This is a genomic window from Streptomyces tanashiensis, assembly GCF_014648895.1.
GTDB classification, from domain to species: domain Bacteria; phylum Actinomycetota; class Actinomycetes; order Streptomycetales; family Streptomycetaceae; genus Streptomyces; species Streptomyces tanashiensis.
This window is the reverse complement of sequence record NZ_BMRZ01000003.1, coordinates 848,462-863,021: the sequence shown is the minus strand read 5'-3', so window position 1 is coordinate 863,021 and position 14,560 is coordinate 848,462. Positions and strand designations below refer to the sequence as shown.

The following is a 14,560-nucleotide window of genomic DNA, read 5'->3' as shown; positions in this document are numbered from 1 at the left end:
AGTGTTCGGCACGTGCCCATTCTGGTCCCACCCGCGCGGGGCCGGTCAGGGGTCAGGTGTCCTCGCGGGGCGGGCTGTCGTCGTTGCCGCGCCGGATCGTCCGTGTCGGGCGTCCCGGCGCCCAGCTGCGGAAGACGATCTCCTCGCCGTCCACCCAGGTCCGCACGACCTCGGACGGCTCCACCCGGAAGAGGTGGAAGGGCTGCGGCTCGCCCGCCTCGGCCGCGTACCGGTCCAGGGCCTCCGGGTCGGTGATCTCGACCGCCCGCCCGGAGATCCGGACGTCCCCGCCGCCCATGTCGGTGCCGGCGCCCGGGTTGGCGAGCAGGGCGAACCGGGGGTCGCGGCGCAGGTCGAGCGCCTTGCGGGAGCTCGGCATCATGCCGAGCCAGAGCTCCCCGTCGCGGAAGTCGGCCTCGATGCCGCTGAGGCGGGGCGAGCCGTCCTTCCGCAGGGTGGCGAGGGCGTGGTGGGTGTACTGCCCGAAGCGCTCCCGTACGGTCGCGGCGAACTCGGGTTCGGCGGCCTCGAAGGCCGACCAGGTGGTTCCGGTGTCTCCCATGACTCCAGGAAACACCGGATACCCGACAGCCACTGTCCGGATTACTCCGGATGTCTGCGCACCGGCGCGGTCAGGAGGTCGCCGCGCGCTCCGCCTTGCTGCGCTCCACGCAGAACTCGTTGCCCTCGGGGTCCGCCAGGGTCGCCCAGCCGGTGCCGTCCGGGTTCCGGCGGTCGTCGAGCAGCGTGGCGCCGAGGCCGAGCAGCCGCTCGACCTCCTCGTCGCGGGTGCGGTCCTGCGGCTGGAGGTCGAGGTGGACGCGGTTCTTCACCGCCTTCGCCTCGGGGACCTGGATGAAGAGGAGGCCCGCGCCGGCCGATTCGACGAGCGCCTCCTCGTCACCGGGCCGGTCGTCGTCGGAGACCTTGGAGTCGAGGACCTTCGCCCAGAAGGTCGCCAGGGCGTAGGCGTCGGCGCAGTCGATGGTCACGTGTCGCACGAGAGAGGTCATGGCGCCATGATCGCCCCCGACCGCGACCGGGATCCACCGGATTCCCACCGCTCAGTCGGCGGTGGCGAGTCGCCTTCCCTCGGTCGCCGCCACGAGCGCGGCGAGCGAGGAGCGGGTGTCCTGGAGGCCGTGGATCTGCTCGTCGATGGCGTCGAGCCGGGCGACGAGCATCGGGCTGAGGCAGGGCTCGATCTCCGCCTCGCTGCCGCAGACGCAGTCGAGGACCTCGGCGATGACCCGGGTCGGCAGTCCGGCGCCGAGGAGGGCCCGGATGCGGCGTACGACGGCGGGGGCGTCGGGGGCGTAGACCCGCTGACCGCCCGAGGTGCGCTCCGAGTCGAGGAGGCCCTGCTCCTCGTAGTAGCGGAGCAGCCGGACGCTCACCCCGGTCTCGCGCGCCAGCCCACCGATCTTCATGTGACCCCCCTCACATCTGCCCGTCCTCGCTTGAACCTCACATTCATGTGAGCTCCTACGTTTCCGGGCATGACGAACAACGCGAACTCCTCCGACACGACGATATTCGAGCTCGGCGGCGACCTCCCGGTCCGGCGTGTCGGCTACGGCACGATGCGACTCGCCGACGGACCCGGCGACCCGACCGGCCCGGAGGCCCGCATCTGGACGGCCCCGGCCGACCGGGCGGCGGCGGTGGGCCTGCTCCGGACGGCCGCCGAGGCGGGCGTCACCCTGTTCGACACGGCCGACGCGTACGCCCTGGGGGCCGGCGAGGAGCTGCTCGCCGAGGCGCTGCACCCGTACGGGGACGGGGTCGCGGTGGCCACCAAGGCCGGCGTGGTCCGGCCCTCCCCCACCGAGTGGGTGCCGCTCGGCCACCCCGCCTATCTGCGCCAGCAGGCCGAGCTGAGCCTGCGCCGGCTGCGCACGGAGCGGATCGACCTCCTGTACCTGCACCGTCTCGACGAGCGGTTCCCGGTCGCCGAGCAGGTCGGCGCGCTGAAGCGGCTCCAGGAGGAGGGCAAGGTCCGGCACATCGGGCTCTCTGAGGTGACGGTCGCCCAGCTGGAGGAGGCCGAGGCGGTGGCCCCGATCGCGGCCGTGCAGAACCTCTACAACCTGGCGACCCGCGACCACGAGGCCGTCGTCGACCACACGGCGGGGCGCGGGATCGCCTTCGTCCCCTTCTTCCCGGTCGCCATGGGCGGGCACGCGGACCCGGACGGGCCGGTCGCCCGGGTGGCCCGTGAGGTCGGCGCGACCCCGTCCCAGGCGGCGCTGGCCTGGCTGCTGCACCGGGCCCCGCACATCCTCCCGATCCCGGGCACGTCCTCGGCGGCCCACCTCGTGGAGAACCTGGGGGCGCTCGACGTCGCGCTCACCGAGGAGCAGTTCGCCCGCCTGGACCGGGAGGTGGGAGCGTCCTCGGGTTCATGACCGGACGACGCCCTGGGCCCGGGCCGCGGCGAGCCACGCGGGGAACTCGGAGACGAGCCTGTCGTACAGCTCCGCGTCGGGGACCCGGCTCGGGTCCTGGCCCGCGTGGAAGAAGCCGGCGTTGTCGAGGGGCCGCTTCGCGGGCACGTCCAGCTCGTCGAGCCGGCGCAGGAACTCGAACTGCCGGCTGCCGGGGTCGCCGAAGCCGATGAACTGCCAGAAGATCGGCAGCCGGGCCGCCTTGCAGACGTACCGCTCGGCGGCGAGCTTGTTGATCGGCCCTCCGTCGGTCTGGAAGACGACGAGCGCGGGCGCGGTGGAGCCGCTGTCCAGGTAGTGGTCGATGACGGCGTCCATGGCGAGGTGGTAGCTCGTCTTCCCCATGTGGCCGAGCCCGGCGACGATCCGGTCGATCCTGCCGACGTGGTCGTCGAGCCGGATGTCGGTCTCGGCGTCGATGCCGGTGGAGAAGAAGACGACCGGCACCCGCCCGTCGTCGTCGAGGTGCGCGGAGAGTCCGAGGACCCGGTCGGCGAGGGCCTGCACGGTCCCGTCGGCGTAGTAGGGCTTCATGGAGCCCGAGTAGTCGACGACCAGGTAGACGGCGACCCGCTGCCCGCTCATGCCGTGCCGCTGGAGCGAGTCCCCGGCGGACGTGTAGAGACCCACCAGGGCGGGCGCGGTCTCCTCGACCTTCCGCAGGCTCAGTGCCATGGACGTTCCCCCTGCAACTCCTCGATGTCCGCGAGCATGGCGTCGGCCAGGTCGCGTTCGGCCGTGTAGTACCGCTCGGCCCAGACGAGGGTGAGCCGCGGGTACGCCCAGGCCTCGTCCGCCCCCGCGTCCGCCGCGTCCGCCTCGGCGCGCCGCCGCATCGTCTCGGCGTACTCCCGGTGGGCGGCCAGGATCTCCCGCATCCGCTCGGGTTCGACGAGGTGTCCGAGCCAGAGCCGGAGCATCGGCCCGTGCTTGAGGACGGGCGGGTCGAGCGGGGCCGTACGGGCCCAGGCGCGGACGGCGGCGAGGCCCTCGTCGGTGATCCGGTAGACGCGCTTGTCACGCGTGCCGGCCTCGGGGGCGACGAGCCGCGAGGTGGCGTAGCCGCTGGTCTCCAGGCGCTTCAGCTCGCTGTAGATCTGGCTGAAGGAGGGACTCCAGTAGAAGAGGCCGAGGGACCGGTCGGACCACTTCTTGACGTCGTAGCCGGACAACTCCCGCCCGTGGGACAGCAGTCCGAGCACCGCCCAGCCGGTCGCGGGAAGCCCTGGCACGCTCTCTCGGTCCACCACGGCGGCAGTCTACGGCCCTTCCCTCCTCTCTTTATGCCTGCTAGAAGTATTTCGATTAGGCATAGAGAGAGGCCCACCCCGGGAGGAGCGTCCCGTGAAGTTCTCCATGATCTTCGAAGCACAGCTCGTCGACCCGACCCCCGACCGCGAGCGCCAGGTCATCCACGACTGCGTCGAACAGGCCGTCCTCGCCGAGGAGATGGGCTTCGATCGGATCTGGGCGGTCGAGCACCACTCCCTCACCCAGTACGCCCACATGAGCGCGTCCGAGATCTTCCTGACCTGGGTCGCCGCCCGCACCCGGACCATCCGCGTCGGCCACGGCGTGGTCACCATGCCCTTCGGCTACCAGCACCCGGTGCGGGTCGCCGAACGCGCCGCCATGCTCGACGTGCTCTCCGGCGGCCGGGTCGACCTGGGCGCGGGCCGGGGCGCGACCCGCCAGGAGACCCGGATGTTCGGGGTGCGCCCGGAGGACACCCGCCCGCAGACCGAGGAGGCCCTGCGGATCGTCGCCGCCGCCTGGCGGGAGCCGGAGTTCGAGTGGCACGGCACCCTCGACATCGGCCCCGGCGCGGTCCTGCCCCGCCCCGTGCAGACGCCCCATCCCCCGCTCTTCATGGCCTGCTCGCAGCACGACTCCCTCCGGCAGGCCGCCGAACTCGGCATCGGCGCCCTGGTGATGGGCTTCGCGGGCGCCGACGACGTCCGTGCCATGCGCACGGTGTACGACGAGGCCCGCGCCTCCCGGGACGGATCGCGCTTCGTCTCCACCGAGGTCAACGACCACTTCTCCGCCCTCTGCCCGACGATCGTCCTGGACGACCCGGCCCGCGCCCTCCGCCTCGGCACCCGGGGCCAGCGCTTCTTCGCCGAGTCGATCGCCCACTGGTACGGCGGCGCCCCCGCCCCCACCGGGTACGCGGAGGACGAGGACCACGCGGGAGCACTCGGCCGGGAGCGCGAGAAACTGATCGCCCGCCTCCACGAGGCGAACGTCCCGGCCCGCCCGGTCGACACCGGCACGTACAACACCGACCACGCCTACGGGGACGCGGCGACGGCGATCGCCTACGTGGAACGGCTCCGGGAGATCGGCGTCGACGAGGTGATGTGCCTGATCCAGATGGGCACGGTCCCGCAGGAGGTCTGCCTGGAGACGATCCGGCAGTGGGGCACGGAGGTCATCCCCCGCTTCCGCGAACCGGTGGCCACCGCCTGACCGGCCTCCCCGACGACCCCCGAACCGTACGGACGTTCTGGAATCATGGACGTCCTGGTGCGCCGCACAAGGGAGTCGGGAGAACGGGTGAGCGCGACGACGGCCGCGCCGGACACGACCGAGGGGCCGGCCGGCGGTCCTCCCCCACGGACCCGGACGAGGCGCGTCCGGTGAACTCCGCGTTCGACCTCGACCTTCCCCGAGCCCACGGAGGCCCCCGACCATGAGTTCCGCCGTCCCCTACCGCGTCCACGACCGCCCCCTGACCTCCCCCGTCACGACCTTCCTCTGGCAGTCCCGGGGGGCCGGGCGGGTGGAGGCCACGGGCGAGTGCCCGGAGTGCCGGTGCGTGACCTCCCGGACGTGGGAGGACATCCAGTACGGCAGCAAGGGCCCGGACAAGCGGGCGTTCGACAACGGCGAGCCGAAGTACGCGCGCTGCGCGTGCGCGACCCGGCACGTGGACCGGCCGGCCGGGGTCGAGAGGGGCTGCGGCGCCTCGTTCTGGCTCGCGCCGCCCCGGGGTCTGTCGCGGTGAGCGAGTTCACGCCCGAGGAGCTGCGGGACGCCGACGAGCGGGTCCTCGCCATGGCCACCCCGCCCGAGCAGCTCAGGGCGGCGCTCCAGCAGGCCGAGGGGTACCGGAACTTCCTCGCCACGCTCACCGGTCTGCTCACCGTCGTCTTCGTGCTCAAGGGGCAGGAGAACCTGAGCAGGATGACCACCGGGCCCCGGTGGTGGGTGATCGGGCTGCTCGCGGGGGCGTTCCTGCTGCTTCTGCTGGCGTCCTGGCTGATGGTGTCGGCGGTGCACGAGCGGCCGGGGCGGAAGCTGCCGTCGGGGGCGGAGTACCTGCTGCGGTACGAGAGGAGGCGCGCCGGCACGGTGCGGCGGATGACCGGCTGGGCCCGCTGGATGGGGCTCGTCGGGGTCCTCGCGGTGTCGGCGGCGTCGCTGGTCACCTGGATCTGGCCCGGGAACGGCTGACGACGCGCCGCAGCGCCCGCCCAGTCGTCCGGTCGGGGACATTCGGGGGGCGCTGCGCTCAGTTCCGCACGTCGTTGTACGGGACGTTCTCGGGGCCGGTCAGACCATCAGCGAACGGTCCGTCGGGCGGATCGGGGCCGGCAGGGAGCTGGCGCCGGTCAGGAAGCGGTCCACGCCGCGGGCGGCCGAGCGGCCCTCGGCGATGGCCCAGACGATGAGCGACTGGCCGCGGCCGGCGTCACCGGCGACGAACACGCCGTCGACGTTGGTGGCGAAGTCCGCGTCACGGGCGATGTTACCCCGCTCGTCCAGGTTCAGACCGAACTGGGCGACCAGGCCGTTCTCCACGTCCGTGCCGGTGAAGCCCATCGCGAGCGTGACCAGCTGGGCGGGGATCTTCCGCTCCGTGCCCGGCTTCTGGGTCAGCTTGCCGTCGACGAACTCGACCTCGACGAGGTGGAGGAACTGGACGTTGCCGTCCTCGTCGCCCTCGAAGTGGGTGGTGGAGACGGAGTAGACCCGCTCGCCGCCCTCCTCGTGCGCCGAGGTGACCTTGTAGAGCATGGGGAAGGTCGGCCAGGGCTGGCCGGCGTTCCGGTCCTCGCCCGGCTTCGGCATGATCTCCAGCTGCGTGACCGAGGCCGCGCCCTGGCGGTGCGCCGTACCGACACAGTCCGCGCCGGTGTCGCCGCCGCCGATGACGACGACGTGCTTGCCCTCGGCGGTGATCGGCGGGGCCACGAAGTCGCCCTCGACGACCTTGTTGGCGAGCGGCAGGTACTCCATCGCCTGGTGGATGCCGTTCAGCTCCCGGCCCGGGACGGGCAGGTCGCGGGCGGTGGTGGCACCGGCGGCGATGACCACGGCGTCGAACCGCTTGCGCAGGTCCGTCGACGTCAGGTCGCGGCCGATCTCGATGCCGGTGCGGAACTTGGTGCCCTCCGCGCGCATCTGCTCGATGCGGCGGTTGATGTGCCGCTTCTCCATCTTGAACTCGGGGATGCCGTAGCGCAGCAGGCCGCCGATGCGGTCGGCGCGCTCGTACACGACCACGGTGTGGCCGGCCCGGGTCAGCTGCTGGGCGGCGGCGAGACCCGCCGGGCCCGAGCCGATGACGGCGGCGGTCTTGCCGGACAGGCGCTCGGGCACCTGCGGCTTGACGTCGTTCGCGTCCCACGCCTTGTCGATGATGGAGACTTCGACGTTCTTGATGGTGACGGCCGGCTGGTTGATGCCGAGCACGCACGCGGACTCGCACGGCGCCGGGCAGAGGCGGCCGGTGAACTCCGGGAAGTTGTTGGTGGCGTGCAGGCGCTCCTGCGCCGCCGACCAGTCCTCGCGGTAGGCGTAGTCGTTCCACTCGGGGATGAGGTTCCCGAGGGGGCAGCCGTTGTGGCAGAACGGGATGCCGCAGTCCATGCAGCGGCCGGCCTGCTTGCTGATGATCGGGAGCAGGGAGCCGGGGACGTAGACCTCGTTCCAGTCCCTGACGCGCTCGCCCACCGGCCGGGTCTGGGCGACTTCACGCCCGGTGGTCAGGAAGCCCTTGGGGTCAGCCATGGGACGCAGCCTCCATCATCTTCTCGGTGGTCTCGGTCTCGGAGAGACCGGCGAGCTCAGCGGCGTCCTTGGCGGCGAGCACTGCCTTGTACGTGGTGGGGATGATCTTGCTGAACCGGGCCGCCGCGGCGTCCCAGTCGGCGAGGAGCTTCTCGGCGACCGTCGAGCCGGTCTCCTCGAAGTGGCGGCGCACGACGTCGTGCAGCCACGTCCTGTCGGTCTCCGACAGGGCCTCGATCGCCTCCAGGTTCCCGGAGTTGACGTTGTCCCGGTCGAGGTCGACGACGTAGGCGACACCGCCCGACATGCCGGCCGCGAAGTTGCGGCCGGTCTCGCCGAGGACGACCGCCGTGCCACCGGTCATGTACTCGCAGCCGTGGTCGCCCACGCCCTCCGAGACGACCAGGGCGCCGGAGTTGCGGACGCAGAAGCGCTCGCCGGTGCGGCCGCGGAGGAACAGCTCGCCGCCGGTGGCGCCGTAGCCGATGGTGTTGCCCGCGATGGTCGAGTACTCGGCCAGGTGGTCGGCGCCCCGGTCCGGGCGGACGATCACACGGCCGCCGGAGAGGCCCTTGCCGACGTAGTCGTTGGCGTCGCCCTCCAGGCGGAGGGTCACACCGGCCGGCAGGAAGGCGCCGAAGGACTGGCCGGCGGAGCCGGTGAAGGTGATGTCGATGGTGTCGGCCGGGAGGCCGGCGCCACCGAACCGCTTCGTCACCTGGTGGCCGAGCATGGTGCCGACCGTGCGGTTGATGTTGCGGATCGCGACCTGGGCGCGGACCGGCTGGGCCTCCTCGGCGGAGGCGGCGTTCAGGGCCTCGGCGGCGAGCTGGATCAGCTCGTTGTCGAGGGCCTTCTCCAGGCCGTGGTCCTGCTCGATCTGGGCGTGGCGGACCGCGCCCTCCGGCAGTTCCGGCACGTAGAAGAGCGGCTCCAGGTCGAGACCCTGCGCCTTCCAGTGCGTGACCGCGCGGCTGGTGTCGAGCAGCTCGGCGTGGCCGACGGCCTCTTCGAGGGTGCGGAAGCCCAGCTCGGCGAGGAGCTCGCGGACCTCCTCGGCGATGAACTCGAAGAAGTTGACGACGAACTCGGCCTTGCCGGAGAAGCGGTCGCGCAGGACCGGGTTCTGGGTGGCGATGCCGACCGGGCAGGTGTCCAGGTGGCAGACGCGCATCATGACGCAGCCGGAGACGACGAGCGGCGCGGTCGCGAAACCGAACTCCTCGGCGCCGAGCAGCGCGGCGATGACCACGTCACGGCCGGTCTTGAGCTGGCCGTCGGTCTGGACGACGATCCGGTCGCGCAGGCCGTTGAGCAGCAGGGTCTGCTGGGTCTCGGCGAGGCCGAGCTCCCAGGGGCCGCCCGCGTGCTTCAGGGAGGTCAGCGGGGAGGCGCCCGTACCGCCGTCGTGGCCGGAGATGAGGACGACGTCCGCGTGGGCCTTGGAGACACCGGCGGCGACCGTGCCGACGCCGACCTCGGAGACCAGCTTCACGTGGATGCGGGCGACCGGGTTGGCGTTCTTGAGGTCGTGGATCAGCTGAGCCAGGTCCTCGATGGAGTAGATGTCGTGGTGCGGCGGCGGCGAGATGAGGCCGACGCCGGGCGTCGAGTGACGCGTCTTGGCGACCCACGGGTAGACCTTGTGGCCGGGCAGCTGGCCGCCCTCGCCGGGCTTGGCGCCCTGGGCCATCTTGATCTGGATGTCGTCCGCGTTGACCAGGTACTCGCTGGTGACGCCGAAGCGGCCGGAGGCGACCTGCTTGATCGCGGAGCGGCGCGCCGGGTCGTACAGGCGCTCCGGGTCCTCGCCGCCCTCACCGGTGTTGGACTTGGCGCCCAGCTGGTTCATGGCGACGGCGAGCGTCTCGTGCGCCTCGCGGGAGATGGAGCCGTACGACATGGCGCCGGTGGAGAAGCGCTTGACGATCTCGGAGACCGGCTCGACCTCGTCGACGGAGATCGACGGGCGGTCCGAGGAGAAGCCGAAGAGGCCGCGAAGCGTCATGAGGCGCTCGGACTGCTCGTTCACCCGCTCCGTGTACTTCTTGAAGATGTCGTACCGCTTGGTGCGCGTGGCGTGCTGGAGGCGGAAGACGGTCTCCGGGTCGAACAGGTGCGGCTCGCCCTCGCGGCGCCACTGGTACTCGCCGCCGATCTCCAGGGCGCGGTGCGCCGAGGGGACGCCGGAGACGGGGTACGCCTTGGCGTGGCGGGCGGCGACCTCCTTGGCGACGACGTCGAGGCCGGCGCCGCCGATCTTGGTGGCCGTGCCGTTGAAGTACGTGGCGACGAAGGTCTCGTCGAGGCCGACGGCCTCGAAGACCTGGGCGCCGCGGTAGGAGGCGACGGTGGAGATGCCCATCTTGGACATGACCTTGAGGACGCCCTTGCCGAGGGCGTAGATCAGGTTCCGGATGGCCTGCTCGGGCTCCAGGCCCTCGATGAAGGTGCCGGCGCGGACCAGGTCCTCGACGGACTCCATCGCGAGGTACGGGTTGACCGCCGCGGCGCCGTAGCCGATGAGCAGGGCGACGTGGTGGACCTCGCGGACGTCACCGGCCTCGACCAGCAGACCCACCTTGGTGCGCTGCTTGGTGCGGATGAGGTGGTGGTGGACGGCCGCGGTGAGCAGCAGCGAGGGGATCGGCGCGTGCTCGGCGTCGGAGTGCCGGTCGGAGAGCACGATGAGGCGGGCGCCGCCCTCGATGGCGGTGTCGGCCTCGGCGCAGATGGCCTCGATGCGGGCGGCGAGGGCGTCGCCGCCGCCGGAGACCCGGTAGAGGCCGGAGAGCGTCGCGGCCTTCATGCCGGGCATGTCGCCGTCGGCGTTGATGTGGATGAGCTTGGCCAGCTCGTCGTTGTCGATCACCGGGAAGGGCAGGGTGACGCTGCGACACGACACGGAGGTCGGTTCGAGCAGGTTGCCCTGGGGACCGAGCGAGGAGCGGAGGCTCGTGACGAGCTCTTCACGGATGGCGTCCAGCGGCGGGTTCGTGACCTGCGCGAACAGCTGCGTGAAGTAGTCGAAGAGCAGCCGGGGGCGGGCGGACAGGGCCGCGATCGGCGAGTCCGTGCCCATGGAGCCGAGCGGCTCGCCGGCGGTGCGGGCCATCGGCGCGAGGATGACGCGGAGCTCTTCCTCGGTGTAGCCGAAGGTCTGCTGGCGGCGGGTGACCGAGGCGTGGGTGTGCACGATGTGCTCGCGCTCGGGGAGGTCGGAGAGCTCGATCTCACCGGTCTCCAGCCACTCCTCGTAGGGGTGCTCGGCGGCGAGGGCGGCCTTGATCTCGTCGTCCTCGACGATGCGGTGCTCGGCGGTGTCGACGAGGAACATCTTGCCGGGCTGGAGGCGGCCCTTGCGGACGACCTTGGCGGGGTCGATGTCGAGGACGCCGACCTCGGAGGAGAGGACGACGAGGCCCTCGTCGGTGACCCAGTAGCGGCCGGGGCGCAGACCGTTGCGGTCGAGGACCGCGCCGACCTGGACGCCGTCGGTGAAGGTGACGCAGGCCGGGCCGTCCCAGGGCTCCATCATCGTGGAGTGGTACTGGTAGAAGGCGCGGCGGGCCGGGTCCATGGTCTCGTGGTTCTCCCACGCCTCCGGGACCATCATCAGGACCGCGTGCGGCAGGGAGCGGCCGCCGAGGTGGAGGAGCTCCAGGACCTCGTCGAAGGAGGCCGAGTCGGAGGCGTCCGGGGTGCAGATCGGGAAGATCCGCTCCAGCGAGCCCTCGCCGAAGACACCGGAGTCGAGCTGCGCCTCGCGGGCGGTCATCCAGTTCCGGTTGCCCTTGACGGTGTTGATCTCACCGTTGTGGGCGACGAAGCGGTACGGGTGGGCCAGCGGCCAGCTCGGGAAGGTGTTGGTGGAGAACCGGGAGTGGACCAGGGCCACGGCGGTGGCGCAGCGGCGGTCCGACAGGTCCGGGAAGAAGGGCTCCAGCTGGCCGGTGGTCAGCATGCCCTTGTAGACGATGGTGCGCGCGGAGAGCGACGGGAAGTACGTCGCGGCCTCGCGCTCGGCGCGCTTGCGCAGGACGAAGGCCTTGCGGTCGAGCGCGATGCCGGTGGCCGCGCCGTCGGCGTCCTTCACGAACAGCTGGCGGAAGGCCGGCATGGTGGCGCGGGCGGAGGCGCCGAGCAGCTCGGGGGCGACGGGGACCTCGCGCCAGCCGAGGACGGTGAGGCCCTCTTCGGCGGCGATCGTCTCGATCGTCGCGGCGGTCTCGTCGGTGCCGTCCTCGGGGAGGAAGGCGATGCCGACGGCGTACGCGCCGGCTTCGGGGAGCTCGAATCCCGCGACCTCGCGGAGGAAGGCGTCCGGGACCTGGAGCAGGATGCCGGCGCCGTCGCCGGAGTCGGGCTCGGAGCCGGTGGCGCCGCGGTGCTCGAGGTTGCGCAGTACGGTCAGCGCCTGCTCGACCAGCGCGTGGCTGGCTACACCGGTGAGGGTGGCCACGAACCCGACACCACAGGCGTCGTGTTCGTTACGGGGGTCGTACATCCCCTGCGGAGCGGGGCGACCGTCCATGGGCGACCAGGCGTCGGAACGCATCGGCTCTCCCGTCGTCGTCGTGGCTGGGGGCACCTCCCAGACAACGTCTGGGGGAGCGACTGCCGAGGGACGACGTTGGCCCTCCGCGAAATTTCGTGCAGGTTACATGATGGCTGGCTTCTCGCGAAGTGGATAGCTCATTCCAGCATGCGGACACCGCCGATACGGAGCGGTGGTGTCTGGTTCATCTGTGGAGTGCGGCGACAGGGACTGCCCCGCGAGGGACGGATCGAGGTCCGGAGGATCTTCGGGCCTCCGGCGACCCGCCACTGGGAGTGGGCTTCGTTGCCCGGTGACGCTCAGGCCTCTTTCCCGTTGGTCACGGGTTCGAAACCGCCGAGTAACCGGCTACATATGTGGCGTCGTGCATAGTGTCTCATCGCCGCGGCGGATCGGACCAGGGATATACGTCACAGCCGTTCCGGGCGTTTCGTCCCGGAAAGGTGCCACGAAAAGACCGAGAGGCCCCTTTCGGGGGCCTCTCGGTCTTCTGCGGGGGTACGGAATCCGCACCGGCCTCACGGGGCTACAGCGCGGCCCCGAGGAGCATGCCGAGCCCGTACGTGACGGCCGCGGCGGCACCACCGAGGACGAGCTGGCGCATGCCGCTGAAGAGCCAGCCGCGGGCGGTCACCCGGGCCACCAGGGCGCCACAGGCGAAGAGCCCGAGGAGCGCGAGCAGCACGGCGGGCCAGAGCGCGGTCGCCCCGAGCAGGTACGGCAGGACGGGGAGGAGCGCGCCGAGGGCGAAGGATCCGAAGGACGAGACGGCGGCGACCGTCGGCGACGGCAGGTCGTCCGGGTCGATGCCGAGCTCCTCGCGGGCGTGGATCTCCAGGGCCTGCTCGGGGTCCTTCGACAGCTGCATCGCGACCTCGCGGGCGAGCGCGGGCTCGACACCGCGGGAGACGTAGAGCGCGGCGAGCTCCTCCATCTCGTCGATGGGGTGCTTGCGCAACTGGCGGCGCTCGACGTCCAGTTCCGCCTGGACGAGCTCGCGCTGCGAGGCGACGGAGGTGTACTCGCCGGCCGCCATGGAGAAGGCGCCGGCCGCCAGGCCCGCGAGTCCGGTGATGACGACGGTCTGCGAGGAGACCGCGCCGCCGGCGACACCGGTCATCAGGGCGAGGTTGGAGACCAGTCCGTCCATCGCGCCGAACACCGCCGGGCGCAGCCAACCGCCGTTCACGTCACGGTGCGTGTGGTTGTCGCGGTGGGCCTCGTGCAGTGGCGCCTGAGCTTCGATGATGGACATGACTCTCCCCTCGTTCCGGCGGGCAGGGATGCACCCGCCGCCCCCAACTCCCTCGAAAATACGCCCGATGTAAGGGTCGCGCCAGCAAGGCAGGCCGTACTTACTAAGGCCCGCCTCACTGAGGTCACCCCTATCTGGCGAGGTGTCAGCCGGGTGACAGAGACGTTTCTTCGGCGAGTTCGCGGCCCGCGGTGGCACAGATCCAGCATCGGGGGCGCCGCAGTCGGCGCCCCCACCGAGGAAGGGGCGCGAGATGGTGAACAGCACGGCCTGCGACACGCGTGAACGGGCGAGAGGGGCGCTCCTCGGCCTCGCCGTCGGCGACGCGCTCGGCGCGCCCGCCGAGAACATGCGGCCCTCCGAGATCCGCCGCCGCTGGGGCCGCATCGAAGGCTTCGTCACGGACAGCCCGGCGGGCACCGACGACACGGAGTACGCCATCTTCTCGGCGCTGCTCCTCGCCCGGCACGGCTCCGCCCTCACCGTCCACCACGTCGAACGGGCCTGGCACCACTGGATCGCCGACCTCGACGAAGGCCCCTTCCGCGGCGCGGGCTTCTCGGAGCGGGGCACCCTGGAGAACCTCCGGCGAGGCCTCGCCGCGCCCATCTCCGCCCAGCACCGCCACGCCTGGAGCGACGGTCTCGCCATGCGCGCGGCACCCTTCGGGGTCTTCGCGGCCGGACGCCCGGCGGAGGCCGCCCGGCTCGTCGCGATCGACGGCAGCGTCAGCCACGACGGCGAGGGCATCTACGGCGGCCAGGCGGTGGCGGCGGGCGTCGCGGCGGCGATGGCGGGAGCGACCGTCACCTCGGTCATCGCGGCAGCCCTCTCGGTCGTCCCCATGGACTCCTGGACGGCCCGCTCGCTGCGCCGCGCGGTCGTCGCGGCCCAGCGCGTCCAGCCGGACCCGCTCACCCGCGAACGCCAGGTCCGCTCGGCGGTCGTCATCGGCGGCTACCCCTGGACGGACCTGGCCCCGGAGGCGGTCGGGCTGGCGTTCGGCGCCTTCGCGGCGGCCCGGGGCGACTTCCGTACGGCCGTCCTGACCGCGGTCAACATGGGCCGCGACGCCGACACGACGGCGGCGGTGGCGGGCGCCCTCGCGGGCGCGGCGGGCGGCGTGCGCGCGATCCCCGGCGACTGGGCCTCGGCGATCGCCCCGGTGACGGGCAGCTGCCTCCCCTCGATGCGCGGCTACCACGTCCTGGACGTAGCGGACCTGCTGACCCCGGAGGAGGCGGCATGAGCGCGGACGTGACGACTGTGGGCGAGACCCCG

The 14,560-nt window shown here is 71.8% G+C and carries 13 protein-coding genes; 5 read left to right on the top strand and 8 right to left on the bottom strand.

The window, feature by feature from the left end:
• Nucleotides 1-52: 52 nt before the first annotated feature.
• From IE237_RS14545 to IE237_RS14535, 3 genes are all read right to left on the bottom strand, one after another.
• Nucleotides 53-562: a pyridoxamine 5'-phosphate oxidase family protein gene (locus IE237_RS14545; protein ID WP_189802324.1), complete on the bottom strand. Its 510-nt coding sequence runs from the start codon at nt 560-562 to the stop codon at nt 53-55.
• A 70-nt stretch (nt 563-632) separates the two neighbouring features.
• Complete coding sequence (locus tag IE237_RS14540) at nt 633-1,013, bottom strand: VOC family protein (protein ID WP_189802323.1); 381 nt, start codon at nt 1,011-1,013, stop codon at nt 633-635.
• 51 nt (nt 1,014-1,064) lie between these two features.
• A complete protein-coding gene (locus IE237_RS14535) occupies nt 1,065-1,430 on the bottom strand; it encodes a MerR family transcriptional regulator (protein WP_189802322.1) in 366 nt (121 codons plus the stop codon).
• Nucleotides 1,431-1,499: 69 nt separating this feature from the next.
• Here IE237_RS14535 and IE237_RS14530 point away from each other — a divergent pair, with 69 nt between their 5' ends.
• Nucleotides 1,500-2,408: an aldo/keto reductase gene (locus IE237_RS14530; RefSeq protein ID WP_189802321.1), complete on the top strand. Its 909-nt coding sequence runs from the start codon at nt 1,500-1,502 to the stop codon at nt 2,406-2,408.
• Here IE237_RS14530 and IE237_RS14525 read toward each other — a convergent pair.
• On the bottom strand, nt 2,403-3,122 hold the full coding sequence (locus IE237_RS14525) for a vWA domain-containing protein (RefSeq protein WP_189802320.1): 720 nt from the start codon (nt 3,120-3,122) through the stop codon (nt 2,403-2,405). The genes IE237_RS14530 and IE237_RS14525 overlap by 6 nt on opposite strands.
• The gene (locus tag IE237_RS14520; protein WP_189802319.1) at nt 3,113-3,697 is read right to left on the bottom strand and encodes a PadR family transcriptional regulator; all 585 of its coding nucleotides are present in this window, start codon (nt 3,695-3,697) and stop codon (nt 3,113-3,115) included. Before IE237_RS14520 ends, IE237_RS14525 begins: the two co-directional genes overlap by 10 nt.
• A 94-nt stretch (nt 3,698-3,791) precedes the next feature.
• On the opposite strand from IE237_RS14520, the gene IE237_RS14515 reads away from it, so the two are divergent.
• From IE237_RS14515 to IE237_RS14505, 3 genes are all read left to right on the top strand, one after another.
• Nucleotides 3,792-4,919 carry an LLM class flavin-dependent oxidoreductase gene (locus tag IE237_RS14515; RefSeq protein ID WP_189802318.1) on the top strand — a complete coding sequence of 376 codons (1,128 nt, stop codon included), beginning with the start codon at nt 3,792-3,794 and terminating at the stop codon, nt 4,917-4,919.
• Between the two features lie 223 nt (nt 4,920-5,142).
• Complete coding sequence (locus IE237_RS14510) at nt 5,143-5,457, top strand: hypothetical protein (RefSeq protein ID WP_189802317.1); 315 nt, start codon at nt 5,143-5,145, stop codon at nt 5,455-5,457.
• Nucleotides 5,454-5,906 carry a hypothetical protein gene (locus tag IE237_RS14505; protein ID WP_229842675.1) on the top strand — a complete coding sequence of 151 codons (453 nt, stop codon included), beginning with the start codon at nt 5,454-5,456 and terminating at the stop codon, nt 5,904-5,906. Before IE237_RS14510 ends, IE237_RS14505 begins: the two co-directional genes overlap by 4 nt.
• Before the next feature lie 99 nt (nt 5,907-6,005).
• Here IE237_RS14505 and IE237_RS14500 read toward each other — a convergent pair whose 3' ends face one another.
• The 3 genes from IE237_RS14500 to IE237_RS14490 form a co-directional block, all read right to left on the bottom strand.
• The gene (locus tag IE237_RS14500; RefSeq protein ID WP_189802316.1) at nt 6,006-7,466 is read right to left on the bottom strand and encodes a glutamate synthase subunit beta; all 1,461 of its coding nucleotides are present in this window, start codon (nt 7,464-7,466) and stop codon (nt 6,006-6,008) included.
• The gene (gene gltB, locus IE237_RS14495) at nt 7,459-12,024 is read right to left on the bottom strand and encodes a glutamate synthase large subunit (protein WP_189802315.1); all 4,566 of its coding nucleotides are present in this window, start codon (nt 12,022-12,024) and stop codon (nt 7,459-7,461) included. Before gltB ends, IE237_RS14500 begins: the two co-directional genes overlap by 8 nt.
• A gap of 526 nt (nt 12,025-12,550) precedes the next feature.
• A complete protein-coding gene (locus tag IE237_RS14490) occupies nt 12,551-13,279 on the bottom strand; it encodes a VIT1/CCC1 transporter family protein (RefSeq protein WP_189802314.1) in 729 nt (242 codons plus the stop codon).
• 253 nt (nt 13,280-13,532) lie between these two features.
• Here IE237_RS14490 and IE237_RS14485 point away from each other — a divergent pair, with 253 nt between their 5' ends.
• Nucleotides 13,533-14,528, top strand: coding sequence for an ADP-ribosylglycohydrolase family protein (locus IE237_RS14485; protein WP_189802313.1), 996 nt, complete (start codon nt 13,533-13,535; stop codon nt 14,526-14,528).
• The last annotated feature ends 32 nt before the right edge of the window (nt 14,529-14,560 follow it).